Origin of the sequence: Arthrobacter liuii (assembly GCF_014639275.1) — a bacterium.
GTDB lineage: Bacteria > Actinomycetota > Actinomycetes > Actinomycetales > Micrococcaceae > Arthrobacter > Arthrobacter liuii.
The window spans coordinates 92,995-119,065 of sequence record NZ_BMFW01000008.1 but is presented as its reverse complement, the minus strand read 5'-3'; the positions used below and the strand labels follow the sequence as shown (position 1 = coordinate 119,065).

Annotated in this window: 26 protein-coding genes; 11 read left to right on the top strand and 15 right to left on the bottom strand. The window is 67.4% G+C overall.

Translation table 11 applies throughout. The features are described 5' to 3' along the window. Positions 1-18: 18 nt before the first annotated feature. The gene (locus IEW19_RS11045; RefSeq protein WP_188571675.1) at positions 19-1,149 is read right to left on the bottom strand and encodes an Rv3626c family coenzyme F420 biosynthesis-associated protein; all 1,131 of its coding nucleotides are present in this window, start codon (positions 1,147-1,149) and stop codon (positions 19-21) included. Positions 1,150-1,302: 153 nt separating this feature from the next. Between IEW19_RS11045 and IEW19_RS11040 the strand changes: the two genes are divergently transcribed. Next, entirely contained in the window at positions 1,303-1,512 is a 210-nt protein-coding gene (locus tag IEW19_RS11040; RefSeq protein ID WP_188571674.1) for a hypothetical protein, read from the top strand. Here the strand turns inward: IEW19_RS11040 and IEW19_RS11035 are convergent. The 3 genes from IEW19_RS11035 to dacB all read right to left on the bottom strand — a co-directional run bounded on the left by IEW19_RS11035 (position 1,509) and on the right by dacB (position 4,820). Further along, entirely contained in the window at positions 1,509-2,024 is a 516-nt protein-coding gene (locus IEW19_RS11035) for a DivIVA domain-containing protein (RefSeq protein ID WP_188571673.1), read from the bottom strand. The two genes, IEW19_RS11040 and IEW19_RS11035, sit on opposite strands and share 4 nt — an antisense overlap. Then, the gene (locus IEW19_RS11030; protein WP_229748432.1) at positions 2,011-3,153 is read right to left on the bottom strand and encodes a globin domain-containing protein; all 1,143 of its coding nucleotides are present in this window, start codon (positions 3,151-3,153) and stop codon (positions 2,011-2,013) included. Before IEW19_RS11030 ends, IEW19_RS11035 begins: the two co-directional genes overlap by 14 nt. Positions 3,154-3,326: 173 nt before the next feature. Then, complete coding sequence (gene dacB / locus IEW19_RS11025) at positions 3,327-4,820, bottom strand: D-alanyl-D-alanine carboxypeptidase/D-alanyl-D-alanine endopeptidase (protein WP_188571671.1); 1,494 nt, start codon at positions 4,818-4,820, stop codon at positions 3,327-3,329. Between the two features lie 155 nt (positions 4,821-4,975). On the opposite strand from dacB, the gene IEW19_RS11020 reads away from it, so the two are divergent. The 3 genes from IEW19_RS11020 to IEW19_RS11010 all read left to right on the top strand — a co-directional run bounded on the left by IEW19_RS11020 (position 4,976) and on the right by IEW19_RS11010 (position 7,728). After that, the gene (locus tag IEW19_RS11020) at positions 4,976-5,464 is read left to right on the top strand and encodes an inorganic diphosphatase (protein ID WP_188571670.1); all 489 of its coding nucleotides are present in this window, start codon (positions 4,976-4,978) and stop codon (positions 5,462-5,464) included. 142 nt (positions 5,465-5,606) lie between these two features. Further along, positions 5,607-6,950: a carboxylesterase family protein gene (locus IEW19_RS11015; RefSeq protein WP_188571669.1), complete on the top strand. Its 1,344-nt coding sequence runs from the start codon at positions 5,607-5,609 to the stop codon at positions 6,948-6,950. A gap of 7 nt (positions 6,951-6,957) precedes the next feature. After that, positions 6,958-7,728: a DUF429 domain-containing protein gene (locus tag IEW19_RS11010; RefSeq protein WP_188571668.1), complete on the top strand. Its 771-nt coding sequence runs from the start codon at positions 6,958-6,960 to the stop codon at positions 7,726-7,728. Position 7,729: 1 nt separating this feature from the next. On the opposite strand, the gene IEW19_RS11005 is transcribed toward IEW19_RS11010, so the two are convergent. Then, entirely contained in the window at positions 7,730-10,156 is a 2,427-nt protein-coding gene (locus IEW19_RS11005; RefSeq protein WP_188571667.1) for a phosphoketolase family protein, read from the bottom strand. Positions 10,157-10,336: 180 nt separating this feature from the next. Here IEW19_RS11005 and IEW19_RS11000 point away from each other — a divergent pair, with 180 nt between their 5' ends. After that, entirely contained in the window at positions 10,337-10,936 is a 600-nt protein-coding gene (locus IEW19_RS11000) for a MarR family transcriptional regulator (RefSeq protein WP_188571666.1), read from the top strand. Positions 10,937-10,954: 18 nt separating this feature from the next. Here IEW19_RS11000 and IEW19_RS10995 read toward each other — a convergent pair whose 3' ends face one another. Next, entirely contained in the window at positions 10,955-11,539 is a 585-nt protein-coding gene (locus IEW19_RS10995; protein WP_188571665.1) for a histidine phosphatase family protein, read from the bottom strand. A 63-nt stretch (positions 11,540-11,602) separates the two neighbouring features. Beyond that, positions 11,603-12,490 carry an HAD family hydrolase gene (locus IEW19_RS10990; RefSeq protein WP_188571664.1) on the bottom strand — a complete coding sequence of 296 codons (888 nt, stop codon included), beginning with the start codon at positions 12,488-12,490 and terminating at the stop codon, positions 11,603-11,605. Between the two features lie 244 nt (positions 12,491-12,734). On the opposite strand from IEW19_RS10990, the gene IEW19_RS10985 reads away from it, so the two are divergent. Beyond that, on the top strand, positions 12,735-13,757 hold the full coding sequence (locus IEW19_RS10985) for a PDDEXK family nuclease (RefSeq protein WP_188571663.1): 1,023 nt from the start codon (positions 12,735-12,737) through the stop codon (positions 13,755-13,757). 40 nt (positions 13,758-13,797) lie between these two features. Here IEW19_RS10985 and serS read toward each other — a convergent pair whose 3' ends face one another. After that, positions 13,798-15,078: a serine--tRNA ligase gene (gene serS, locus IEW19_RS10980; protein WP_188571662.1), complete on the bottom strand. Its 1,281-nt coding sequence runs from the start codon at positions 15,076-15,078 to the stop codon at positions 13,798-13,800. Positions 15,079-15,166: 88 nt separating this feature from the next. Here serS and IEW19_RS10975 point away from each other — a divergent pair, with 88 nt between their 5' ends. Further along, the gene (locus IEW19_RS10975; protein WP_188571661.1) at positions 15,167-16,261 is read left to right on the top strand and encodes a diacylglycerol/lipid kinase family protein; all 1,095 of its coding nucleotides are present in this window, start codon (positions 15,167-15,169) and stop codon (positions 16,259-16,261) included. A gap of 35 nt (positions 16,262-16,296) precedes the next feature. Here IEW19_RS10975 and IEW19_RS10970 read toward each other — a convergent pair whose 3' ends face one another. The 3 genes from IEW19_RS10970 to IEW19_RS10960 form a co-directional block, all read right to left on the bottom strand. Continuing rightward, the gene (locus IEW19_RS10970; protein ID WP_188571660.1) at positions 16,297-16,500 is read right to left on the bottom strand and encodes a hypothetical protein; all 204 of its coding nucleotides are present in this window, start codon (positions 16,498-16,500) and stop codon (positions 16,297-16,299) included. Positions 16,501-16,594: 94 nt separating this feature from the next. Next, complete coding sequence (gene pheA, locus IEW19_RS10965) at positions 16,595-17,575, bottom strand: prephenate dehydratase (RefSeq protein WP_188571659.1); 981 nt, start codon at positions 17,573-17,575, stop codon at positions 16,595-16,597. Continuing rightward, entirely contained in the window at positions 17,575-17,901 is a 327-nt protein-coding gene (locus IEW19_RS10960) for a rhodanese-like domain-containing protein (protein ID WP_188571658.1), read from the bottom strand. Before IEW19_RS10960 ends, pheA begins: the two co-directional genes overlap by 1 nt. Before the next feature lie 201 nt (positions 17,902-18,102). Between IEW19_RS10960 and IEW19_RS10955 the strand changes: the two genes are divergently transcribed. The 3 genes from IEW19_RS10955 to IEW19_RS10945 all read left to right on the top strand — a co-directional run bounded on the left by IEW19_RS10955 (position 18,103) and on the right by IEW19_RS10945 (position 20,865). Beyond that, on the top strand, positions 18,103-19,509 hold the full coding sequence (locus IEW19_RS10955) for an amidase (RefSeq protein WP_188571657.1): 1,407 nt from the start codon (positions 18,103-18,105) through the stop codon (positions 19,507-19,509). 133 nt (positions 19,510-19,642) lie between these two features. Beyond that, entirely contained in the window at positions 19,643-19,870 is a 228-nt protein-coding gene (locus IEW19_RS10950) for a hypothetical protein (protein ID WP_188571656.1), read from the top strand. A 539-nt stretch (positions 19,871-20,409) separates the two neighbouring features. Beyond that, a complete protein-coding gene (locus IEW19_RS10945; RefSeq protein WP_188571655.1) occupies positions 20,410-20,865 on the top strand; it encodes a LapA family protein in 456 nt (151 codons plus the stop codon). Positions 20,866-20,886: 21 nt separating this feature from the next. On the opposite strand, the gene IEW19_RS10940 is transcribed toward IEW19_RS10945, so the two are convergent. Beyond that, positions 20,887-22,410, bottom strand: coding sequence for a carboxyl transferase domain-containing protein (locus IEW19_RS10940; RefSeq protein WP_188571654.1), 1,524 nt, complete (start codon positions 22,408-22,410; stop codon positions 20,887-20,889). Position 22,411: 1 nt separating this feature from the next. Then, positions 22,412-23,620 carry a CaiB/BaiF CoA transferase family protein gene (locus IEW19_RS10935; RefSeq protein ID WP_188571653.1) on the bottom strand — a complete coding sequence of 403 codons (1,209 nt, stop codon included), beginning with the start codon at positions 23,618-23,620 and terminating at the stop codon, positions 22,412-22,414. Between the two features lie 433 nt (positions 23,621-24,053). On the opposite strand from IEW19_RS10935, the gene IEW19_RS10925 reads away from it, so the two are divergent. Further along, entirely contained in the window at positions 24,054-24,752 is a 699-nt protein-coding gene (locus tag IEW19_RS10925) for a FadR/GntR family transcriptional regulator (protein WP_188571652.1), read from the top strand. Between the two features lie 169 nt (positions 24,753-24,921). Here IEW19_RS10925 and IEW19_RS10920 read toward each other — a convergent pair whose 3' ends face one another. Both IEW19_RS10920 and IEW19_RS10915 read right to left on the bottom strand, forming a co-directional pair. Then, positions 24,922-25,386, bottom strand: a complete 465-nt coding sequence (locus IEW19_RS10920; RefSeq protein ID WP_188571651.1) for a DUF4190 domain-containing protein — start codon at positions 25,384-25,386, stop codon at positions 24,922-24,924. 34 nt (positions 25,387-25,420) lie between these two features. Continuing rightward, positions 25,421-26,017: a LysE/ArgO family amino acid transporter gene (locus IEW19_RS10915; RefSeq protein ID WP_229748431.1), complete on the bottom strand. Its 597-nt coding sequence runs from the start codon at positions 26,015-26,017 to the stop codon at positions 25,421-25,423. Between the last annotated feature and the right edge of the window lie 54 nt (positions 26,018-26,071).

Sequence of the window (26,071 nt, the reverse complement as noted above, 5' to 3'; positions counted from 1 at the left end):
GTTGGGAAGCGGTATTGATCAGAGGCCCATCCGCTCGAGCCAGAGCTTGGCGTCGTGAATTTCGGGCTCGGTGGGCAGGTGGTCCGCCGACTCCCAAACTTTGTTGAAGCCATCCATGCCGGCCACATCCACCACGGCACGGACAAAGCGGGCGCCGTCGGAGTACTGGCGCATCTTGGCGTCCAGGCCCAGGAGGCTGCGGATGAACTTCTCGATCACGCCGCGGTCCTTGCCGCGGTCGTTGAACCGCTGCCGGATGGTCTTGACGGAGGGCACGATGCTCGCGTCCACGGCGTCCATCACCACGTTCGCGTGCCCTTCGAGCAGGCTCATCACGGCCGTGAGGTGCGAGATGGCGGCCTTTTCCTCCGGGTCCTGCAGCAGGTCCAGGATGGCGCCGCGGCCGGGCGTATTTCCCGTGGCGGAACGGTCCTTCAGCGAGCGCGCGGCAGCCGAGGCGCGCTCCATCAGGGAATCAACGTTGCCCAGGAGGTGGCCGCTCAGTTCATCGATTTGTTCCAGCATGTGATGGCGCAGCCACGGCGCCGCCGCGAACTGCACCCGGTGGGTCTGCTCGTGCAGGCACACCCAGAGCCGGAAATCCTCCGGCGTGACGTTGAGCTCGCGCTCCACGGAGACGATGTTCGGCGCCACCAGGAGGAGCCTGCCGGCGGCGGGGGCAGTGGAGTTCTCAGCGAGCGCCGCGAAGGGGTCGTACTGGCCCAGGACCTTGCTGGACAGGAAGGCCAGGACGGCTCCCAGCTGGCTGCCGGTGATGGCCCCGCTGACCTGGGCGGCACCGGGGCTGAGGTTTCCGCGGCGGCTGTCCAGCATTTTCTGCATGGCAGGCTTGAGCATCACCGCGAAGCTCTGGGTGTTGGCCTTGGCCCAGGACGCCCGGTCCACCACCAGCACGGATGAGTCCCGCAGGTCCCGCGCCGCTTCCAGCCCGGTAATTTCGTGGACGTGCGGAACGGATGCGTCCGCGAGCCGGCGGAGGCTGTCGACTGCCGCGCCGATGGCCGCTTCGTCGAGCACCGGGCCGGCAGGAGCCAGCCGCGCCGCGGCAGAAGCAGCGAGATCCCAGTTGATCAGGGACTGGGCTGTTGGGGACAACGTCGATGCGGACTCGCGAGCAGTGGACTCCATGGTTCCCATCAGAACACAGCAGGCCGGGGAACGTCCTTAAGTTCGCTGACCGGCGAACTTCCACAGCCGCTGCACAGGAGGGCGAAAGCGCCGTCCCAGTCCAGTCCGGCACCGTGGAACCACGGAAGAAATCCCGCTACGAAGGAGGCCACCATGATCCCCTACCGTCCCATCCCTGCCCTGACCGCTGGCCCACGCAAGGGCTGGGCATCGGTACTTGCCGCCGTCGTCATGGCTGCATTCCTGGGGACTGCCGCAAGCACCGATGTCGCCGTTGATACTGCTTCCGCTCAAAGTCCGGGATTGGGGACTGTTGCCGGGATTCCCTTCCCCGCTGCGGGGCAGCTGCGCGGCGAGTCCTAACCGTTGTTGCCGCTGCGGTCGGTCCGTGCCGCCGGCAGGTCCCCGAGGCGGTCCACCTGCTCGGCCAGGGCGTCGATGACCGCGCGGAGCTGGACCTGGGCCACCTTGGTGTAGGTGCGGACATACTCGATCTCGTTGATGGGGGTGGTGTAGGCAACCGCTTCATTCGACGGAGCCGCGACGGGGTGGTGCGTGGCTGCTGCTTCCTCGGCGCGGCGCAGGATTTCGCCATACTGGGTGCGTGCGCTGGCGACGAGGTCCTTCGAGTACTGCTCGGCCTCGGCCACGAACTTCTCCGCAAGGACCTGGGCCTGCGTGATGATTTTGACCATCTCATCCTTCGCCGCAGGAGCTGCCCCACCCGGCTGGACCTGGTCCGCCTCGAGCTGCTCGGCCACGGTCCGAAGTAACTCGTGGACCGCCCGCTGGTCGTACCCCCGTTCCACTATTTCAAAGGAGGCGTTGCGAAGATCCGAGGGGCTGATGCGGTTTTCTGGGCTAGCGGTGCTCATGGTATTCCTCTTCCTGGTCTTCGCCCGTGGCCGAGGAGTTGTCCTCGACGCCTGCGTAGTCTTCGTACCGGATGTCGCTGCGCGGAGTGCCCGCGGCGACCAGTTCACTGATGGTGTGCCCCACCATGGCTGTCGATCCCGCCACGAGGGCCAGTCGCCGGGACGCCTCTGGATGGGCGGCTGCAACGCTGCCCACATAGCCCTTGGCGCCCGGGAAGGTCGCGTCGTCGGAAACGACAGGATGGTAGCGGAACCACGGCTCCGTTGAAGCGAGTTCGGTGAGCCGCTGCTGGTCGTAAAGGTTCCATGGGACGCGCGCCCCATGGTAGAGGTCCACCCGCGGCCCGTCGCCGTGCTCGCTCCACTGCTGCCGCACTTCGTCGACGAGCGAGGCCATGGGGGCGAGCCCCGTCCCGCCGGCAACCATGAGCAGGTCCCTCTGTCCCTGGAGGGTGAGCTGGTCCCCGACGGGGGCTCCGATGCGCACCGTGTCCCCCACCTTGGTCCGCCGGACTGCGGCGGTGCTGAAGAGACCGCCGGGGATCAGCTGGACATGCAGCTCGATGGTGCCGTCGGGGCGGGGCGCATTGGCCGGACTCAGGTAGCGCCAGGTCCGCGGGAGCGAAGGAACTTCGACGGCTGCCGACTGGCCGGGTGAATATTCAAAGCCACCCGCGGTCCGGACCTCCAGAACCGTTATGTCCAGGCTTCGGCGCTCGACGGCGGTGACTTCGCCTTCCCACCAAGGGGGAGTTGTATCCGATGCTTCCTCAGCGGCCACGACCATGACCTTGGCAATGAGCCCGTACGCCTCAGCCCACGTCTGGGCCACGTCATCGGTCCATTCCGGACCGAGGTACTTCTGCAAGGTTGCCAGGAAGGAAGCCCCCACCATCGAGTACTGCTCCGGCTCCACCGAAAAGCGGCGGTGGTCCCGGCCGAGCTGCCCGATGAACCCGCCCACCTGGTCGATCTGGTCCGCGTGGCTCACGATGTGTCCGAGGGCGGCGAAGAGTTTGTCCCGTTGACCGGCCATTGAGACCGGGAACATTTCGCGGAGCTCCGGGTGGGACACGAAGAGGTGTGAATAGAAGTAAAGGGGGACTTCATCCCCGCACGCGGCTGCCATGGACCATGTCCTTTTGAGCGCACCGGCATCCATGAATGGCCTTCCTGTCGAGATCGGCTTTCGCCGGTTCCGGCGGAAGCAGCCCCCCACAGCACCTCGGCAAAATTACCGCATTGCTCGCGCCGAGGTCCAACGGAGTCCGGGGGCACCCGGTTTTGTCCCTGGTGCCTCCGCTAGCGGCAGCCGCAGCCGGCCAGGGCTGTGGCCGCCCGGTCCAGCGCTTCCTTGTTGCCCGCCGCCCCGGGCGTCAGGCCGTTTCCGATGAACGAGAACACCAGGAGGCGGCCGTCGGCGTCCACCACATAGCCGCTCAGCGCCAGCACGGTGTTCAGCGTCCCAGTCTTGGCCCGGACCAGGCCGGCGCCGCCCGATGTGGTGGCGTCCCCGTAGCGGGTGTCCAGAGTGCCGGACAGGCCCCCCACGGGAAAGCCGTCCAATGCGGCACGGAGCCTGGGATCGGCGCCGGTTGTGATGGCCCGCACCACCTCCGTGAACTGGCGGGCCGAAACCTGGTTGCCCATGGCCAGCCCGCACACATCCACGAGCTTTACGGTGTCCGTGGGTACGCCCGCGGCCCGGACCTCGGCCGCGACCACAGCCGCGGCCCCGTCGTTGCTTCCGGGACGGCCTGTGGCCACCGCCGCCATCCGGCCCATGGTTTCGGCCAGGTAGTTGTCCGAAACCTGAAGCATCAGGTCAACCTGCTCCGCCACGGTTGCCGAGTCAACGCTGGCCAGGGCTGCGGCGTTCGCTGGGGAAGCGCCGGGTGAACGTTCGACGCCGGCCGCCACAGTCAGTCCCGCCCCGGCACCTGCCGCACGGAGCCGCCCTGCGAACTCCTCCGCCGCGGTCGCGGCGGCGTCCTGGGGCCGGGGACCCGCGGTGACGGCGGAGTCGAAGCGGGCAGAGTTGAGGGCCAGCGGGTACAGGGAGGTTATTTCGCCGGCCTCCACGTCGCCGGACTGCCAGTTGGGATTCAGCGCCGGCCCCGTGAAGAGGGAGTCGTCCACCAGGACCTTGATATCGCCAGTGGCACCGGCGGTCTTCAGGGCTTCCACGGTAACGGCGGCAAGGGTGGCAAGGCCGGCATGGCCCATGACCTGCTGCGGCTGCGAGTCGCCGGCACCCAAGAGGACGTCCCCGCCGCCCACCAGCACCACTTGTCCGGCGGCAGGGCCCTGCACCACCTTCGTGGTGAACCGGTGGTCCGGTCCCAGGGTGCGCAGCGCGGCTACCGCCGTCAGCAGCTTGAGGTTCGACGCCGGCACCCGGCCTTCCGCGGCGCCCCGGTCAAAGAGGACCTGGCCAGTGAGCGCGTCCTGCACCATGCCCGTGAAAGTACCGCCGCCGTCGGACATCAATACAGGTTCCACCTGGGCCGTCACCGATGCCGGCACGGGCACCGGGGCGGAAGGCTGAAGCGGGGCAAGCACCTGCGGGGCCGAAAGGGTGGCGGGAGCCTGTTGCCACGCAGGCGGCGCCGGGGTGGGCGCGGGGGCGCCGGGACCGAGGAATCCGGGGGCCACCAGCAGGACTGCGGGGATGGCAAGGACGAGCAGCAGTAGGGCCGCCAGGGCCAGGGGCCAGGACCTGCGCGGCCCCTCCCGGCTCCCGGCCCGCCTGGACCGACGGGCGCGCAAGGATCCTTGGCCGGTTGTTTTGGTCATGCTGGTGCTGGTCCTCAAGTCCTGAAATATCCCCACAAGTTCCTGATTCCAGGGCCTCTCGCTATATCCTCAATAATAGTCGGCGGCACCGACACTCTTTTTTGTGGGCCCGTCAAGTGTGCCGCGCACCCCCTGCAATTGCCGAGGAGCATTCCATGAAGCACGATGTGACCATCGAGATCCCCAAGGGATCGCGCGTCAAGTACGAAGTTGACCACGAGACCGGCCGGGTCCGCCTGGACCGCGTCCTCTTCACTTCCATGCAGTACCCCACGCACTACGGGTACTTCGAGAACACCCTTGGCGAGGACGGCGACCCGCTGGACGCACTGGTGCTCCTGCAGGACTTCGACCTGCACCCCGGGGTCATCGTGGAATCCCGTCCCATCGGCGTCTTCAACATGACCGACGACGGCGGCGGAGACGCCAAGATCCTCTGCGTTCCCGTGGATGCCCGCTTCGACCACATCCAGGAAGTCAGCGACGTCAACGAGTTCCTGATCAAGGAAATCGAGCACTTCTTCACCCGCTACAAGGACCTGGAGCCGGGCAAGTGGGTCAAGGCCGAAGGCTGGGGCGACCGCGCCGCCGCCGAAGCCGAGCTGGAAGCGTCCATCAAGCGCTACGTGCCCACCAGCCACTAGTCCCTCCGGAGGCCGCCTTAGCGCGGCTTCGCCACAAATCCCCGTCTGCCGGACAAATCCCCGCCTCACGCAAGGGGGAGTTGTCCGGTAGGCGGGGATTTTCCGTTGTCCGACCTCCGTGAATCTGTGGCATGGTGGGGCTGTGTATTCCGAGCCAGCCCTGACTTCCCAGCTCTTGTTCCACCCCCCTTGCGGCCCGGTTATCGGCTGGCGGGACGGCGACGTCATCCGTGCCACCGGAATCCCCTACGCCACGGCGGCCCGCTTCCAGCCTCCTGCGCCGGCCCCGGACTGGACCACCGAGCTTTCCGCCACATCTCCCGCTCCTGCCTGCCCGCAGGGGCCCGTTCCGTTCCTTGATGACGTCCTGGGCACCCGGTACGGCGAACTGCCCGGCAGCGAAGACTGCCAGAACCTGTCCATCACCATGCCCGGCGACGTCACGCGGGAAGAGCGGCTGCCCGTGATGGTCTGGATCCACGGCGGCTCCTACACCACGGGCTCGGGTGACCTGGCGATCTTCGACCCGGCCAGGCTGGTGACCGAAAACCTGGTCATCGTGGTTTCCGTAACCTACCGGCTTGGATTGTTTGGCTTCCTGGCAACACCGGCAGGCCGCCCCGGCAACCTGGGCCTCCTTGACCAGCTCGAGGCCTTCCGGTGGGTGCAGCGGAACATTGCGGCATTCGGGGGCGACCCAGGCCAGGTCACGGCGTTCGGCCAGTCCGCAGGCGGCGACGCGATTGCGCACCTGATGGCAACACCGGAAGCACCGCAGCTCTTTCGGCGCGCCATCATCCAGAGCGCGCCGCTGGGCATCGCCCGCGGAAGGGCGAAGATGAACCATGCCATGGGAATCGCCGCCGACGCCGTGACGGAGGAGACCCCGGCCATGGACGTGGTGGCACGTGAGGAACACGTGGCCCAGGTAGCCAAAAAGTTCGGCATGCTTGCCGCCATGCCGTTCGGAACCCAGTACGGCCACGATCCGCTCCCGGAAGAATCCGGCATCGAAACGGCCTGGGAGCGGTCGGCACCAGCAATTGACGTGCTGATCGGCCACACTTCCGAGGAGGCGCGGCTGTTCCTCCCCCGCAGTCCGCGCCTGATGCGCCTGGCTGGTCTGCCGCTGGTGGGCACCGCCGCCGTGCGCGCCATCGACTGGGTGGTCACTGAGACCGTGTACGGCCGGGCAACCCGCCGCTTCGCCCGCCGGCACGCCAAGGCCGGTGGACACGCATACCGCTATGTCCTGGACTGGCACGCTCCCAACAACATCTTCGGCGCCGCCCACACAGTAGACCTGCCCCTGCTGCTCGGCAGCCGGCAGACGTGGGACGGGGTGGGACTGATCGCCGGTGCCCGCTGGGAGGATGTGGAGGCGGCAGGCCGCGCGACGCGGGCGCTGTGGGCCGGCTTCGCACGGGGCGCGGACCTCGGGAAGTCCGGCGGCATCCCCGGGGTCCTCCGGTACCGGGCCGTTTGAACGCGGCGTGAAAACCCTCGGCGTAGACCTTGCGGCGGCAACCAAAAAGACCGCCGTGGCCGTCATCGAATGGGATCGTGGGACCACAGGCCGCTGCTCCGCGCGGCTCGCCCACCTGGCCCTGGACGTGGACGACCAGGAGATCGTGGACCTGTTCGGCACCTGCGAAATGACCGGCGTCGACTGTCCCGTGGGCTGGCCCGACGCGCTGATCCCGTTCCTCACCGGCCACCTGAACAACATGACGGCCCCTGTCCTGGAGCACGACGGGATCGCCGGCCGGAGGCTGCTGGCATACCGGGACACCGACCGCTTCGTCACGCGCGAGACCGGGCTGATCCCGCTGAGTGTTTCCGCCGACCGGCTGGCGCACCCGGCCATGCGCTGCGCGGTGATCCAGGCGAAAATCGCCGCGCTGCACCGCCCGCAGCCACGCGACGGCTCAGGCCGGCTTGCCGAGGTGTACCCGGCGGCATCGCTGAAGATCTGGGGCCTCAACGGGCGCGGCTACAAAGGCCGCGGCATCCCCGAAGCCGAACGCCTCGGCCTACTGCTGGCAGCCCTCGAAGAGCAGGCGCCGTGGCTGGACCTGGCCGGGCACCGGGACCGGCTCGCTGCTTCGGACGACCTGTTCGACGCGGTCATCGCCTCGTTGACCGCCCGGGCCGCCGCCCGTCGTCGTACGCTCCTGCCTGATGAGGCCCATGCCAAGGCTGCGTGCACTGAAGGCTGGATCCACCTGCCTTCGTGCCGGCTGGACGAACTCCCCCTGCAGTAAGTCAGCCGCCCAGCTTCCACTTGCGGATCTCCTCCGGGTCCTCGCCGTGCGTGCGGGTGTGCTCGCGCGCGCGGATCCGCCGGTCCTGGAGGTCCTGGCGCAGGAGCGAGTGTTTCTCAGCCAGGCCGGGCACGCGGTCGATCGCGTCGATGGCCAGGCTGAAGCGGTCGATGCCGTTTAGCATGGCCATGTCGAACGGGGTGGTGGTGGTCCCCTCTTCCTTATAGCCGTGCACGTGCAGCCCCTGCTGGTTGGTGCGCCGGTACGCCAGCCGGTGGATCAGGGCGGGGTAGCCGTGGTAGGCGAAAATGACCGGCTTGTCCGCGGTGAAGATGCCATCGAAGTCATGCGCCGGAAGTCCGTGCGGGTGCTCGCTGTCGTCCTGCAGCCGCATCAGGTCCACCACGTTGACTACGCGGACCTTGAGTCCGGGCGCGCCGTCGCGGAGCAATTCCGCGGCTGCCACCGTCTCCACAGTGGGGACGTCGCCGGCGCAGGCCAGGACGACGTCGGGCTCCTCGCCGGGCACCTCCGTGCCGGCAAACGTCCAGATGCCCAGGCCCCGGCGGCAATGGTTGGCGGCGTCGGCAGGACCCAGCCAGGTGGGCGAGGGCTGCTTGCCGCTGACCACGATGTTCACGTAGTCCGTGGAGGCCAGGCAGTGCTCCATGACGGACAGCAGGGTGTTGGCGTCCGGCGGCAGGTACACACGGATGACCTCTGCCTTCTTGTTCACTGCATGGTCGATGAAGCCCGGGTCCTGGTGCGAGAAGCCGTTGTGGTCCTGCTGCCACACGTGCGATGACAGCAGGTAGTTCAGCGATGCCACCGGCTGGCGCCAGTGCAAGCTGCGGCTCACCTTCAGCCATTTGGCGTGCTGGTTGAACATGGAGTCGACAATGTGGACGAAGGCCTCGTAGCAGTTGAAGACCCCGTGCCGGCCGGTGAGGAGGTAGCCCTCCAGCCAGCCCTGGCACAGGTGCTCACTGAGCACCTCCAGGACGCGGCCGGAGCGCGCAAGGTGCTCGTCGACGTCGTCAATCCGGTACTGCCACACCTTGTCGGTAGCCTCGTAGACGTTCTGCAGCCGGTTGGAGGCTGTCTCGTCCGGGCCGAACAGCCGGAAGTTCTCCATGTTCTGCGCAATGACGTCCCGCATCCAGGAGCCGAGCGTGACCATGGGGCTCACCCGGTCGGTGCCCGGGGCGGGGACCTCGACGGCGTGGTCCTGGTACGCGGGCAATTTCAGCGAGCGCCTCAGCAGTCCGCCGTTGGCATGCGGCGTGGCGCTCATGCGGAAATCACCCGTGGGGGCACCTATGGCAACGTCGGGCCGGAGCCGGCCGTCGCCGTCGAACAGTTCGTCCGGGCGGTAGGACTGCAGCCACTCCTCCAGCTGCTTCAGGTGCTCGCCATTGGTGCGGACCTCGGACAGCGGCACCTGGTGGGCCCGCCAGGTGCCTTCCACCTGCAGCCCGTCCACGGTCCGGGGCCCGGTCCAGCCCTTCGGCGAGCGCAGCACGATCAGGGGCCAGCGGCGCCCGCCCTCCCCCTCCTGTTCACCGGCCGCATCCTGCCGGTGGGCGTCCTGTATGGCTTTGATATCGGCCAGGCAGCGGTCCAGGACGGCGGCGAAGTCGCGGTGCGCCTTTTCGGTGTTGTCCGGGTCCGCCACGGTGACGAAGTAGGGCTCGTGGCCGTAGCCGCGCAGCAGCTGCTCCAGCTGGTCCTGCGGCATGCGGGCCAGGACGGTGGGGTTGGCGATCTTGTAGCCGTTCAGGTGCAGGATTGGCAGGACCGCGCCGTCCACTGCCGGGTCCAGGAAGTTGTGCGAGTGCCAGCTGGCGGCAAGCGGCCCGGTTTCGGCCTCGCCGTCTCCGATGACGACGGCGGTCACCAGCTGGGGGTTGTCGAACACCGATCCGTAGGCGTGGGCCAGGGAGTAGCCGAGTTCACCGCCTTCGCTGATGGAGCCCGGGCTTTCCGGCGCGGCGTGGCTGGGGATGCCGCCGGGATAGGAGAACTGCCGGAACAACTCGGCAAGGCCGGCCTCGTCATTTCCCACATGGGCATAGATTTCGGAGTACGTTCCCTCCAGCCAGGCATTGGCGACGACGGCGGGACCGCCATGGCCGGGCCCGGCAACAAAGAGCATTTCAAGTGAGTCCCGGCGGATCACGCGGTTCAGGTGGGCATAAACGAAGTTGAGGCCGGGGGTGGTGCCCCAGTGGCCCAGCAGGCGGGACTTGGTGTCCTCTGCCTGGAGCGGTTCACGCAGCAGCGGGTTGGACCGCAGGTAGATCTGTCCCACCGAGAGGTAATTGGCGGCCCTCCACCACCGGTCGACGAGCTTAAGTTCTTCCTGCCCCATGTCGTCCTGCTGCGTCCCGTCCTGCTGCATCTCGTCCTGCCCAGTGCTGCCGGCCATAACCATCCTCACGTCGGGTGTGCCGCTGCAGGCGGCCGTTCCCCCATCGCAACAGATGGAGGGGCAGGCAGGCAACCCCCGTCGTCGTACCGCCGCCGTTGCGGAGCGCCAGTTGGGGTCTTGGGCACTCGCAACATTGGCCGTTCCGCAGCTCCTGCTTCCGGGTAGTGTGTACCCAGAATGTTCACGTTGACAATCAACCAGACGGACAGCCGGCGCGACGGCGACCAGGTCCCACAGCTGCTCAAGGCGCTGCGGCACATTCCCGCGCGCCTGGATTTTGACCGGTCCGTGGAGGATGAGGTCCAAGGGATTGTCGATTGCCCGCACCAGGCGGTGGAAGCCGCATTGATCGCGCTGCGGAGTGGGCACTGGTACGTGGGGATCGGCGCCGGGCCGGTGAACGAGCCGCTGCCCAACCAGATCAAGGACGCGTCCGGCCACAGCCTGGTCTATGCCCGCAGGGCGGTGGATCGGCTCAGAAACAGCAAGGAGCGGGTCCCGGTTGCCGTGGAGGGGCCGCTGGCCGATGTTGCCCACGACGCCGAGGCCATCCTCCGGCTGCTGGGCCACATCGTCCGGGACCGCTCAGGCGCGGAATGGCGGGTTTTGGACCTGTTGACGCCCGGGGTCCGGGGCCAGCAGAAGGCGGTGGCGCAGGAACTGGGCATCACCACCCAGGCCGTCAGCAAAGCTGTGGCACGGGCGCAGTGGAACGAGGAACATGCTGCCCGTCCTGCTGCCGCGCGGTTGCTGGCGCTGATCCTCGCGGCCGTGTAGGCGTATGGCCGCCGGTCCCTAACTGCCGGTGGCCACCATTACGGGCTCGCCGTTGAAGTACTCCAGCTTCCAGCCGTCGATTGCGTGGTGGTGGGCCAGGTTGAGTGCGGCGTTGTCCACGCTGGTGAGGGCCTGGCCGACGGCGCGGCTGAGGCTGACGCGCAGGAGGGTCCCGTGGGTGACCACCAGGAGCCGCTGGCCGCGGAACTCGTCCGCAAGGTCTTCAAGCGCAGCAAGGCCTCGGTCGGCGGCCTCGCCTTCGCTTTCGGCGCCCTTGAATCCGCCCGGGACACGCAGCGCGTCCAACTCGGGGCCTGCCTGCATCCCTTCTGCCGGGCCGAAGCTGCGTTCGGTGAGCTCGGGGACGCGGCGGGACACTTTCAGCCCGAGTCCTTCGGCGATCAGGTCCGCGGTTTCGGCTGCGCGGCTCAGCGGCGAGGAGACGATGGCGTCCCATCCGTAAGGGGCAAGGATGGCGACGGCGTCACGCGCCTGGCCGCGTCCGACGTCGTTCAGGGGAATGTCGGTTGATCCCTGCAACCGGCGCTCGGCGTTCCAGTCGGTCTGGCCATGGCGGACGAGGGCGAACGTCGTAAGGGTCATGCCTCTATTCTGCCTCGGCCGCGAGCGCTGACTGGAATCGGGGCGAACGAAAGCACCTCCCACCTAGAGGAGGCTGCGCAGGACGTGGGCGGCGCCGTCGTCATGCACGGAGTGGGTGACCTCGTCCGCGGCGGCGACCACTTCCGCCGGGGCCTGCCCCATTGCGACGCCGCGGCCGGCCCAGGTGAGCATTTCGATGTCGTTCCGGCCGTCGCCCACTGCCACCGTTAGGTGCTCTTCGAAACCGAGCCGGAGCCGGAGGCTTTCCAGGGCGCTGGCCTTGGTGACCCCTGCGGCGGCGATGTCCAGCCACGCAGTCCAGCCCACAGAGTAGGTCACTCCGGCGAGGCCCACGTGGTTGATGGCCTCGGTGAACTCCTCAGGCGTGTTTTCGGTGCTGAACACCACCACGCGGACGGCGGTGGCCTCCAGCATGGTGTGGAAGTCCACGCCCACCGCTTCCACCCCGAAGCTGGCATCCTGGAACCGCTCGGTGGAGAGGAAATTACCGTCTGCGTCCTCCAATGCGTACTTGGCGGAGGGGAGCCGTTCCCGAAGGGCGCGCAGGGCCGGTGCGGGGTCAAACGTGGCCTTGTGGATCACTTCGAAGCCATTTTCCAGTTCCGGGTGGAGCCGGAGGGTCACGCCGCCGTTGCAGCAGACGGCGTACCCGCGTTCGATCCCGATCTTTTCGATGATGGGAAGGGTGGCGTTCAGGGAGCGGCCGGTGGCGATCATTACCTCGTGCCCGGCGGCCACCACGGCCTGCGCGGCCTGCCGCACGCCCGGGGACATGTGGCCGTCATGGTTCACAAGGGTGCCGTCCACGTCCAGGGCGACCATGAACTTCTGGTCGATGCCGGCGAAGCCGACGTTGTCCTGGTTGTTGTCTCGATTGTTGTCTCGCCGGTCATCGTTGCCGGCGACTGAAGTTTCAGTCAGCGTTGTCATCCACATAGTGAAGCAGACGCAACTGACACGCGCTAGGACGCGGGCCACAGGTTTATTGAACTGTTGGTTAACTGCGGGTTCCCACATGCTGGGGCAGTGCGGCGCGCAGCAGTCCCCCTGCCGCGGACAAGTCCCCGCCGCGTTATCTGGGGAGTAGTCCGTTGTGCGGGGAATTCCCGGACTGTTTTCCACATGGGCCGTCCTGACCCGCCCTGTGGGCATGCGTTCCATCGAGCATGGAGTCATGAAATCCGATGAAGCGGTCCTGGTCCTGGCAAGCCGTCGCCGGGCCCTGACCGGGAGCAGCCGCTCGCTGAGCCGGGGCTACAGGAACGGGACCCTGGTCAGAGTCCGGGCCGGCGTCTATTTTGGCAAGGCGGCATGGCTTTCCCTCAAACCGTGGCAGCGGTACCGGACCACCATGGCAGCAGTGGCCGCCGTCGATCCGTCCATGACCTTCTGTTATCTGACGGCCTTGCGGATTTGGAACCTTCCGTGTCCGGGGGTGCCCACCCACATCCACGTCATCACGAGCTCTCGGCACAAAGCGGGCAAAGCATCACCGACCACCGCCGCCGCACGCGATGCCAAGACCGGGAAGACCGGAATAGAGCACGTCCGGAGCTACGGGCTTAGCCGCCATTTCTGGCTCGTCCATTCCGTGCAGTACCAAGGGTTCGCTGTGACTACGCTGCCGCAGACGGTCATGGACTGCATGGTCCGGCTCGAAATTCCGGATGCCGTAGCCATCGCGGATGCCGTACTTGGCCCACGGCGCGGTCCCGGTGAAGCGCTGACGCGCCAACAGCTGCTCGACGCAGCAGCCGGCCTTGCCTCGGCCGCCAAGCGCCGCCACATCCAGGAAGTGCTCGCTTTGGCCGATGAGGCGTCAGAGTCCGTCGGGGAATCCCGCAGCCGGGCGTTCATCCATGTCCTGGGCTTGCCCGCACCAGTCCTTCAGCACGTGTTCCATGACCGGGAAGGCTTTATCGCGCGGACCGACTTCTTTTGGCCCGAGGCCAAAGTGATCGGCGAGTTCGACGGCGACGCAAAGTACCTCGACGAGGTTTTACTCGCCGGAGTAAGCACCCAGGAAGCCATCCTGGCCGAGAAGAAACGCGAAGACCGGTTAAGGGCCCTTGGCTACAAAGTGGTCCGATGGGACTGGAAGACCTTGTCCACGCCCGACGTCCTGCGACAAAGGCTCATCGCGGCAGGCATCCGGCCGCAGAAAACCCCGCCCTGTGGACAAGACCCCCGTGCGTGACGGGAGGAAAAGTCCACGGGGCGGGGAGTTGTAATGGTGCCTAGAGGACCGGGAGGACCTCGAGGCCGCCCAGGTACTTCTGCAGCGCCTTGGGCACGTTGACGGAGCCGTCCGCGTTCTGGTGGTGCTCCAGCAGCGCCACGATCCAGCGGGTAGTGGCCAGGGTGCCGTTGAGGGTGGCCACCGCGCGGGTGCCCTTGGCGGCGCCTTCGGCGTTCACCATGCGCTCACGGATGTTCAGGCGCCGGGCCTGGAACGTGGTGCAGTTGGAGGTGGAGGTCAGCTCGCGGTACGCGCCCTGCGTGGGGACCCAGGCTTCGCAGTCGTACTTCCGTGCGGCGGACATGCCGAGGTCGCCGGCCGCGGTGTCGATCACCCGGTACGGCAGCTCGCACTTGGCCAGCATCTCCTCTTCCCACGCCAGGAGCCGCTGGTGCTCGGCGGCGGCCTCCTCGACGGTGGTGTAGATGAACATCTCCACCTTGTTGAACTGGTGCACGCGGATGATGCCGCGGGTGTCCTTGCCGTGCGAACCGGCCTCGCGGCGGTAGCAGGAACTCTGGCCCGCGTAGCGGATGGGGCCGGCAGAGAAGTCCAGGATTTCGTCTGCGTGGTACCCGGCCAACGCAACCTCGGAGGTGCCCACAAGGTAAAGGTCGTCTTCGGCAAGACGGTAGATCTCGGCGTCGTGCTTTACATCGAAGCCCGTGCCCTGCATGGTCTCGGGACGCACCAGCGTGGGCGTGATCATGGGGATGAAGCCTGCCTGGATGGCCTGGTCCATAGCCATCTGCAGCAGTGCCATCTCCAGCCGCGCACCCACACCGCGCAGGAAGTAGAACCGGGCGCCGGAGACCTTGGCGCCGCGTTCCATGTCGATCGCGCCGATCAGCTCACCGATCTCCAGGTGGTCACGCGGTTCGAAGTCCGGGAACTCGCGCGGGGTGCCGACGGTCTTGACCACAACGTAGTCGTCCTCGCCGCCCTCGGGAACGCCGTCCTCCACCAGGTTGGGGATGGTGCGCAGCAGTTCTTCCTGCTTGATCTGCGCGGCATCGGCCTCTGCGGAGGCTGCCTTGACGGAGTTGGCCAGCTCCTTGACCTCAGCCAGCAGCGCCTGCTTCTCCTCGCCCTTGGCCTTCGCCACCTTCTTGCCAAACACGTTCTGCTCCGCGCGGAGGTTCTCGAAGCGGAGCAGGGCCGCGCGGCGGGCTGAATCCGCGGAGATGATCGCGTCCACCACTGATTCGTCCGCGCCGCGGGCGTGCTGGCTGGCACGGAACTTGTCCGGGTTTTCGCTGAGGTCTTTTACGTCGATCACCAGACAAGGGTATCCAATACCGCGCACGACGGCGGGCAGCCGGCTCGGTGCCCCCGGCCGCCATCCGCCGGGCTAGTGTTGAACCACCATGAGCGACTGGATTCTCTACCTGCTGATTGCGGTGGCGCTTGCCTTCGCCACATCCAGTTGGTGGGGGGTGCGGCGCCTCAAAGCTCTGCACGTGCGCAGCGCCGTGGCCGGGGATGCCTACGACTCAGGACTGGCGCAGCAGCGCGTGGCCGTCGTCCTGAACCCCATCAAGGCGCGGGCCGATGAAGCGAGGGCCGCCATCCACAGGGCTTGCCTGGCGGCCGGGTGGGAAGAACCCGTCTTTTTCGAGACGACGGCGGAGGATCCCGGCTTCTCGCAGATGCAGGCCGCCCTTGCCGGCAAGCCTGACGTCGTCCTTGTAGGCGGCGGCGACGGCACGGTCCGCGTGGTGGCCGAAGCCCTGGCGCACACCGATGTTGCCATGGGTTTGATCCCGCTGGGCACCGGCAACCTGCTGGCCCGGAATCTGGACCTGGATGTGGGCGACCTCCACGGCAACGTCCAGACAGCGCTTTTCGGCCGCCAGCGCTACATCGACACCGCACGGATGGCCATTGAGAATTCCCGTACGGGCCACTACTCCGAGCACCTCTTCCTGGTGATCGCGGGGATCGGCATGGACGCCGAGGTCCTGGCGGACACCAACGCGGGGCTGAAGAAGGCCGTGGGCTGGCTCGCGTACACGGAGGCGGGCGTGCGCCACCTGCCGGGGCGGCGGAAGAAGGTTTCCATTGTGCTGGACGGAAGCCCGGAGCAGGTCCGGAACATCCGCAGCGTGCTTTTCGCCAACTGCGGCCTGGTTCCAGGCGGCATCGACTTCATTCCGCAGGCCATGATCGACGACGGAATGCTCGATGTTGTGGTGATGAGCCCCCGCAGCGCCTTTGGCTGGCTGCTGATGTACGTGAAGATCATGTTCAAGCACAGCGGGAAGCTGCCCATCATGACCGTCTACCGGTCAACCAGGATTGTCATCAAGTGCCCCGAACCGATGCCCACACAGATCGACGGCGATACGTCGGGGGAAGCCACGCAGCTTACGGTCCAGGTGGAGCCGCGGTCACTCCTGGTCAGGGTCAAAGGCCTGGTACCCGGCGGCGCGGGAGCCGCGGCAACCAAGCCCGGCGGCTGACGCAGCGCGGTGATCAAATAGGACAGTAGCTTTGGTCACGAGCCGGTTTCCTTCTCCGCCTCCGCGCGGGCCTTGGCGGCAGCATGCGCTTCTGATTGCTCGCGGATCATGGCCTGCTCCTCTTCGAAGCGCAGGCGGTCAGCACGGTCCGCATCGTCCCCGTCCCAGTCCTGGTTGTCTGAGGCCGGCTTGGGGTTGACGATCATCCCCTGGCCGTCGTTGTCAGTGCTGCTGGTCATGACCCGCTCCCTTCATCAGGGGCCATACCCCGTGTGGATCAGGCAAGCATACGCATTGTCCACATCCCGCGGAAGTACTTCGGAGGGCATTTGCCTACGCTTTGGGCGAAGCTCCGGAACCGTTTTCACCTGCGAGGGATTCCGCGGCGAGTATGGATTCAACCCACGATTGGGCTGCCGAGAAAGCTTCATCCGAGGTGTGCGCCGGCACCGGCGTGGATTGCCTGTCCGCCCTGCTGTACGAGCCCAGAAAGCGGGTCCCCGGGCTGATGCGGTGCAGCCCTGCCAAGGCGTCCGCCACCCTCGCCTCGCCGGCGTGGCCGTCGGCGTCGATGCTGAAGAAATAGTGGCCCAGGTACTGGCCGGTGGGGCGGGATTCGATCCGGCTGAGGTTTACCCCGCGGCTGGCGAACTGGTCCACGATCTCCATGAGCGCGCCCGGACGGTCTTCGGGCAGCGGGACAACCACCGTCGTCTTGTCCGCTCCGGTGCGTGCCGGCAGCGCGCCCGGCCGGCTGACCAGGACGAATCGGGTCACCGCACCCGGGTTGTCCCCGATGTTCTCCGCCAGTACCGACAGCCCCTCATGCTCACGGGCGACCAGCGGCGCACAGATGGCTGCGTCGTACTGGCAGTCCCCGTCCAGCAGCCCCACGGCGGAAGCGGCGGTGGAGGAGCCTGGGACGTATTCCGCACCGGGCATGTTTTTGTCCATCCACAGCCGGCACTGCGCCCACGCGTGGCCGTGCGTGGATACCCGCCGCACGTCCTCCAAGCGCACGCCAGTCCTGGCCACCAGGACAAAGCTGATGGGAACCAGGACCTCGCGGATGATCCACAGCTCCTGGCCCGTGGCAATGGCATCCAGCGTGGCGGTGACGCCGCCCTCCACCGAGTTCTCGATAGGCACCATGGCGGCGTCGGCCACACTGTCACGCACGGCGTCAAGGGCCGCATTGACGTTCGACGCCGGAACCCGCACTGCCTGAAGTGCGTCAGGTACCTGGAGCAGGGCAGCCTCGGTGAACGTGCCTTCCGGGCCCAGGAAGGCGTAGGTGCGGGACGTACCTGGCACTAAAGCACCAGCGGTTTGAGTCCGTTGTCAGAGACCAAGGGTTTGCCGGATTCCAGCCACTGGTCCATTCCGCCGGAGACGTTTATGGCGGTGTACCCCTGGCCGGTGAGCCACTGGGCAACGCGGAGGGACCGGCCGCCCGTGCGGCAAATGACATAGACGTCCTCGTCCGGGTCGATTTCGTCCAGCCGGGCCGGGATCTGGTCCATGGGGATGTGGACGGCGCTGTCAGCGTGTCCGGCGACCCACTCATAGTCCTCCCGAACGTCCAGGATCACGGCGTCAGCGGGGATGTCATGGACGGGGACGGTATGGAAATCACTCATCGGAGTCCTGTCTTGGCGGATCAGAGTCAGGTTTAAGCCTAGCCCTTCCTCCCCCTTCCACCTTGACCGGGTCAGGAAAAACCCTGCGGGTTAGGCTGGAGAAAGCCCCAGGAGGTTCCATGTCCCAGCCGCTGACCGCCCCTTCCGCGCCGCCGGCATGTCCCCGCCGGAACGCCGGCCCGCAGACGGAGGCCCGCCACCGTGGCTGAACTCCACGAACTCCCAGCGCTGGCCCTGCGGGACCTCCTGCGGAGTGGAACAGTGTCCGCCACTGATGCCACCGCCCATTTCCTCGCCCGGATCGAGCACCAGAACCCCCTTCTCGGCGCCTTCGTCACGGTGACGGCGGACCAGGCAATGGAGCAGGCACGGGCCGCCGATGCCCTGCGGTCCCGCGCCGACGCCGATGACCTGCCCTTGCTGCACGGCATGCCACTCGCCTTCAAGGACCTCACCGACGTAGCCGGTGTGGTGACCACGCACGGAAGTGCGGCCCTGGCCCACAAACCTGCCCCGGCGGACGCTCCGCTGGTTTCCCTCTTCAAGGACGCCGGCGTCGTCCCGCTGGGCAAGACCCAGGTGCCCGAATTCGGACTGACGGCCTACAGCGAAAACCGCATCGCACCGCCGTCGCGCAATCCCCATGCACCCAGCAGGAGTTCGGGAGGTTCCTCCGGCGGCAGCGCGGCCGCCGTGGCGGCAGGGCTGCTGCCGTTTGCCCCGGGCACCGACGGCGGCGGATCAGTCCGAATACCAGCCGCCGCGTGCGGCCTGGTGGGGCTGAAGCCGGGCCGCGGGCTGGTGGCGGCAGGGGAAAGCGCCGGGGACCCTGCGCGGCTGGTGGCGCCCGGCCCCCTTGCCCGGAGCGCGGAGGACGCCGCGCTGATGATGGACGTCCTGGTGCCGGGAGGCGGCTACCTGGCGGCAGTAAGGAAGGAGCCGCCGCGGCTGCGGATCGGCGTCACGCTGGACAGTCCGTGGTCCAGCACGTTCCCCTTCACGCCGGACCAGGAGGCACTGGACGCGCTCCGGATCGGCGAAAAGCTGCTGGAGGGGGCTGCCCATGCCACCAGCGACGCGGCCATCCGCTACGACAACCGCTACCCGGACGCCTTCACCACCGCCTGGACCGCGGGAGTGGGCGCGGCCCGGATCAATCCCAGGCGGGAGGCACTGCTGGCACCCCTGACCCGGACCTTCCGGCGGCGCGCCCAGCAGCGGAGCCCTGCCAAGCTTGCCGAGGCCTTGGCGTTCCTGCGCCAGTTCCAGCACGACACCGTGACTCAGTACGGGCAGTGGGACCTGATGCTGATGCCCGCATTGGCACAGACGCCGCGGCCGGTCGGCTGGTTCACCGGCACTGCGCACGGCGGTGACCGCTGGCCGTCGGCGCAATGGCCAGGGGATGCCGACGGCGACTACCGGAAGCAGTGCGAATACGCCCCGTGGTCCTCCATGGTGAATGTTTGCGGGCTGCCGGCCATAACCATCCCCGTGCACTGGACCGGCGGCGCTACCGGCACCGGACTTCCCATGGGAATCCAACTGGTGGGTCCGATGGGATCGGAAGCCCTCCTCCTGCAGGTGGCGCACCAACTGGGCTACTAGGGAAACCTTGGGTGCTGTTGTTGACGTGACCCTAACGCCGGCTTAACCCGCCCGTAACCCCCGCAGCGCAGACTGGAACGGCACGCTTCAGCACCTTCCACCCGCCCTCCGCCCGACGAGGAGTTGCCCCACAATGAATGCTGAACATCATGCCGTGAGCGCCGGAACCACCGACACAGCAGACGACGGACGGCCGGACCTGAGCAACTCCAACGTCAGGGAGGACCTGGCCATGGCCGGCCGCTGCGCGCTGGTCCACCTGCCCACGGGCCGGACCTGCCTCCTCCCCCTCCGCCATCAGGGGCCCTGCGAGTTCCACCGCCCGCAGGAGGCGGAGGACGTAGTGGCCGGCGGCAGCTAGCACATCCGAGCGGCCTGCCTTCGAAGGCCGCCGGCGGGACTGCGCCCGTGCCTCAAGGACATTTGCCCTTTGCCCTACTCGACTCCCGCGCCGGGCAGGAGGACGATTAAAGGGCAGTCACCATAAGGAGGTCCGTGATGTGCTACGCATCGAACAAGGACTTTGGGTGGGGCGCAAGGAAGGAAACCAAGCGCCGGCCTGAAGCGGAACCGGAAACCCCTGCGGAAACTCCGGAGGAGCCGGTAAAGGCACAGAATTTCACGTTCTGGGCCTTCCCCAGCTGGCGCAGGACGCCTGCGCCGCGCACCCCATCTGCCGAACGGAGCAAGGAGAGGGTCTGAGGTCCGGGCAAACAACCCGGACCTAAGTCAGGAGGGGTTCTCAGTGAGGACCCCTCCCCCACGGTCACCGCCTCCTGCAGGCTGCCCCTGACAGTCCCAGAACCAGCATCCCGTCGCGCCGGTCGTTGTGCTGCGGCAACACCGGCGTCTATGGTTGAACGGTAAGCATGCTTAGCATTCTGGGAAAGGGGACAAAGCATGAGCGCAGGACAGTACACGCCAGGACCGGACCGACGGCCGGAGACGGAAGCCGGCCCGCCGCCGTCGAACGCGGACCAGCCGTCAGCAGACCGGAACGTGACGTACAGCAACGCCCCGTCCTACTCAACGGGCCAGCCGGGCACACCGGCCGCCGGGACCGGCCCCGCGCGCACGGCCGACGGGACCCCTGAACGCAAAGTCACGCGCACCGGTGTCATCTGGGCAGCAGTGGTGGCCGCCCTGGTGCTGCTGATCCTGCTGATCATCTTCATCCTGCAGAACCAGGAGCTGGCCCTGGTGAAGTTCCTTGGCTTCGAGGGTTCGGTCCCGCTGGGCATGGCGCTGTTCATCGCCGCCGTCAGCGGTGGCGTGCTGGTGGCCGCAGCAGGCGGCGCGCGCATCCTGCAGCTGCGCAGGAACGCCCACCGGTCCAGGGTCCGGCAGCGGAGGTAGCTGCCAGGGGCGCCTGTTCCCCTAAGGGGCGCCCAGGGTCGCGAACTTATGGGCCCGGGCAGCCACGAGCTCAGGCACCGGACGGCCGGCCACGGAGCCCAGTTCGTACTCGATGGCCCGCGCCATCCGGGTGCAGAATTCGCGCGGCTCCAGTGAGGCGTCATCGCGCTCATCCACGACGTGGTCCACCAGGCCGTTCGCGTACAGCGCGGCGACGTTTACCCCCTGCGCCTGCGCCATGGCGGGGGCAAAGGCGGTGGTCCGGTGCACGATGGCACTGGCGCCTTCCGGGGGCAGCGGCGACAGCCAGCTGTGCTGGGCGGCGATGGTCCTGTCCGCGGGCAGCAGCGCCAGGGCCCCTCCGCCGGCACCCTGGCCAAGCAACACAGAGACCGACGGCGATTCGAGCCCGATCAGTTCGTGCAGCGAGCGTGCAATCTCCCCGGCAAGCCCGCCCTCCTCCGCCTCCTGCGAAAGGGCTGCGCCGGCGGTGTCGATGACCGTGAGCAGGGGCAACCGCAGTTCCTCCGCCAGCTTCATGCCCCGACGCGCCTCACGCAGTGACCCCGGGCCCATGCCCGCGGCGTCCTTCCGCAGCGGGCGCGCGTGCCCCAGCACGATGCAGGACTGGCTGCCAAAGCGTGCCAGTGCCAGCAGCAGCCCCGGGTCCTTCTCCCCCTGCCCGGTTCCGTTGAGGGGCAGGGCGTCGCTGGCGCCGAACTTCAGCAGCAGGCGCAGGTCCGGCCGCCGCGGCCGGCGGGATATCCCGATGGACGTCCAGGCGTCAACAGTCGAGGGCCGGACATCCAGGGTTTCAGGCGGGGCCGGCACGGTGGCGCCGACACCAACGCGCTCCTCTGCAGCCAGGATGTCCAGCGCCCGGCCCACCAGGTCCGCCAAGTCTTCGGGTTCCACAACGGCGTCTATCAGTCCCTTGTGGAAGAGGTTCTCCGCCACCTGCACGTTCTCCGGAAACGCCTCGCCGTACAGCGCTTCGTATACGCGCGGGCCCAGGAAGCCCAGCAGGGCGCCCGGCTCGGCCACGTTGATGTGGCCCAAAGACCCCCAGGATGCCATGACGCCGCCGGTGGTGGGATGCCGCAGGTAGACCAGGTAGGGAAGCCCTGCCTGGCGGTGCGCCCGCACGGCCCCGGTGATTTTCACCATCGACAGGAACGCCAGCGTTCCTTCCTGCATGCGCGTTCCCCCGGAGGCCGGGCCGGCCAGCAGCGGCAGTCCCTCCGCGGTGGCGCGTTCGACGGCGGCAACAATCCTTTGCGCCGCCGCGTGGCCGATCGACCCGGCCAGGAAGGAGAACTCGCTGACGATCAGTGCCACCCGGCGGCCCCGGATGAGCCCGGCACCGGTGATCACTGACTCGTCGGCGCCGCTGCGTTCGCGCGCCCTGGCCAGGTCGCTGGCGTACTCCCCGGACAGCGGTGGCTGCTGCGGCTCCGTGTCCCACGAGACGAACGCACCCGGGTCCACCACCGCGTCCAGCAATTCGGTTGCCTTCAAATGCCGCACCTTCTCCGCCGTCGCCATGCTATTTTTCCCCGGCAGCCGCGGCCAGGCCGAGCCATTCGCGGATCGCCGGACCGTCCTCATTGAGCAGCGGCGGCGCGTCGTGCTCGGTCACCGTGGTTTCCGCCGCGTCCCCGGGAGCGAAGAACCGCAGCGGCGGCCCGGGCAGGCTTACCTTTCCGAGCAGTGGATGCTCCACATCCACCACGAGCCCCTGGGACGCCACCTGTTCCCAGGCGTACACCTCGTCCAGCGAGCGGACCTTCCCTGCCGGGATCCCGGCGTCGTTAAGTTTTTGCAGCAGTTCCGCCGCGCCGTAGCCGGCAAAGGCGCGTTCGACGGCGGCAATCACCTCCGCACGATTCCGCACCCTTTCGGCGTTGCTGGCAAAGCCCGGGGCGGCCGGGTCCAGGCCAAAGGCCGCGGCGAACGACTGCCACAGCTTCTCGCTGCCAACACTGATCTGCACACTCCCGTCCTTGCAGTTGAACAGTCCGTAGGGGGCGATGGACGGGTGGTGGTTGCCCTGGGCCTGCGGAACTTCACCCGCAACGGTGGTCCTTGTGCCCTGGAAGGCGTGGACGCCGATCAGTGATGCCAGCAGCGAGGCGCGTACCACCTTGCCCTGGCCGGTCCGGTTCCGCTCCACCAGGGCCGCCAGCACGCCGAATGCGCCGTTCATGCCGGAGAGCAGGTCGGCGATGGGGACACCGACGCGCTGGGGATCGTCCGGGCCGGAGCCGGTCAGGGACATCAGGCCGGCTTCGCCCTGCAGGATCTGGTCGTAGCCGCTGCGCTGGGATTCGGGCCCGTCGTGGCCAAAGCCGGTGATGGAGAGGATGACCAGGCGCGGGTTGAGCTGGTGCATCGCGGCGGTGGAAAAGCCCAGCCGGTCCATGACTCCGGGCCGGAAGTTCTCGATCACCACGTCCGCCCGCTCCAGGAGCCCGCGGAGCACCGCCTGGCCGTCAGCGCTCTTCAGGTCCAGGCTGATGGATTCCTTGTTGCGGTTGCAGGACATGAAGTAGGTGGACTGGAGGTCGTCCTCGGGGCCCACGAAGGGCGGGCCCCAGCCGCGGGTGTCATCCCCCGTGCCGGGGTTCTCCACCTTGATGACGCGGGCGCCGAGGTCTGCCAGCATCATCCCGGCGTGCGGCCCGGCCAGTGCCCGGCTGAGGTCGACGACGATATGCCCGGCCAGGGGGCCTTGGGAAGTTTCTGCTGTGCTCATATGCTGGGTTTCCTTTCTAGAACAGGCGGGGCTGGGGCGCGGTCGGCGCTAGAGCCAGCCGAGGACCACCAGTGCCAGCCAGGCCAGGACGGGTCCTGCCACGATGACGACTCCGCTGTAGCCGGGGATCCGCTTGTAGAACTGGTCCTTGTCCACGCCCTCCGCGCGCGTTGGCCAGCACCAGGGCGCCAAGCAAGAAGGCGCCCACGAACGCGGGCGCGCCCATATAGAGGGGCAGGACGGTGGCGAGCAGGAACATCGCCGCCAGGATGATGATCGATAAGACAGGAGCGGATATCGTTGGTCCTCCGTTGGGGGGTGCGAGAAGCGTGACGTGAGTTACTGGCTCACTGGACTAGCCTCTTAGACAGTGAGTCTATCTGTCAATAGATGAAGGAGGTATTCTGATCCGAGCGACCCATGGGAGGGCTTTGTGGAGAAGACAGCACGGGCAGGTCTGGAACGAGTCACCCGCCCACGGCTTTATGAGCAGCTGGTGGAGCAGATCCTTGCCTACATTGAGTCCGCCCAGCTGAAGCCCGGAGATCTCCTGCCGGCAGAGCGCGACCTTGCCGAACGGCTTGGAGTTTCCCGCGCCACCCTGGCCCAGGCCCTGGTGGCCCTGGAAGTGCTTGGCGTCATCGACGTGCAGCACGGCACCGGCGCAGTCCTGGCCCGGCGGCCCAGCGTGGCGTCGGTGGTCAAGGGCCTGCGCGAGCACCAGAGCCGGCTCCCGGAAATCGTGGAGGCACGCAGCACGCTGGAAGTGAAGCTTGCCGCCCTTGCGGCGGAACGCCGGACGGACCAGGACCTCACTGCCATTGACAACGCCCTGGATGTCATGGCCAAGGAAATCGGCGACGGCCACCGCGGTACCCACGGCGATGAACTGTTCCACCAAGCCATCACGGCTGCGGCACACTCCTCGGTACTGGGGCAACTGATGGCCTTCATCGCCGAGATGATCCTGGAAACCAGGATGGAGTCCCTGGGCCAGCCCGGGCGACCCGAACAGTCACTGGCATCGCACCGGAAAATCGCCGATGCCGTCCGCGCCCACGATTCCGACGGCGCTGCCAATGCCATGCTGGCGCATATCGAGCTTGTCTCGGACGTCGAGCTGCTCCGCTAGGTCGGCCAGGTAAGTCGACCGAGACAACTCCCCACCCCACGGACCAGTCCCCCTGTCACGCGCAGGGGAAACGTCCATCCGGCGGGGACTTATGCCCGCGCCTGGTAGGTGCCGGCCGGCTGGCCCGTGCGCCTTGATCTGGTCCAGCGCTTCTGAGGGGGAAGAGTGGCTAAAAGGTGCCGGTGTGCGACCCTGTGGTGGCGGCGACGGCGAGGCCAATGATGAACAGCAGCCAGATGGCCCCGTACCCCAGCAGGCACAGATAGCCCAGCACCAAGCCGGCGATAGACATCCCCCGGCCGGAGGGTTCCCGCCGGAGGGCCAGGTGGCCGGTGATGATGGCAGCGAACTGGGGAAGCAGCAGCCAGCCCATGATGACCGAGGCGATGCCGCACACCATGCTGGCGATGCTCAGGGTCTTCGGTTCCACCGGACTGCCGTAGTAGGACGGCTGGCCGAAGTACTGCGGTTGGCCGTACTGCGGTTGGTTGGACGGGGGCTGCCCGTATTGGGGCTGGCCATAATCGGGCCCTTGCCCGTACTGGGACGGCGGCTGGTAGCTGGGCCACGGCGAACCGTTGCGCTGGTTTTCGGGACGCTGGTATTCGGGCCCCTGGGATGGCTGGCTGCTCATGGTTTCTCCCCTGCGAATCTGGCTACAGCCTACTTCAGTGCAGGACCAGCCGGATGGCCAGGATTACCATCAGCACGCCGATGGACGCGTCAATCCACCGCCAGGTGCGGGGGCTGCTGAGCACGCCTGCCAGCGCCCTCGCCCCGTAGCCCAGCCCGGAGAACCACAGCACGCTTCCGGTCACCGCGCCGGCGGCAAAGGTCCAGCGCAGGTCAGGGCCCAGCTGGTTGGCAAGACTGCCCAGGAGAACCACGGTGTCCAGATAGACATGCGGGTTGAGGAAGGTCAGGGCCGCCGTGGTGGCAATCACCGAGTTCTTCGAATTCGGCGCCTCCTCTTCCAGGGCCGAGGGCTTCACCGCCGCCATGAAGGATCGCACCGCGAACCACAGCAGGTAAGCCGCTCCGGCCCAGCGCAAGACTTCCAGCACCTCGGGGAACCGGGTGACCAGCGCCCCGATGCCCGCGGTGCCGCCCACGATCAGCAGGGCGTCGCCGGCCATGCAGACAACCACCACCGCGCCAATATGTTCCCGCCGGATTCCCTGGCGCAGCACGAAGGCGTTCTGGGCGCCAATCGCCACGATCAGCGCCAGCCCCGTGAGCATTCCCGTTACTCCTGCGGTCCACATAGCAACGACGGTAGGGTCGCGCAGCGATGTAGGCAAGTAAAGGATTCTGTCCTG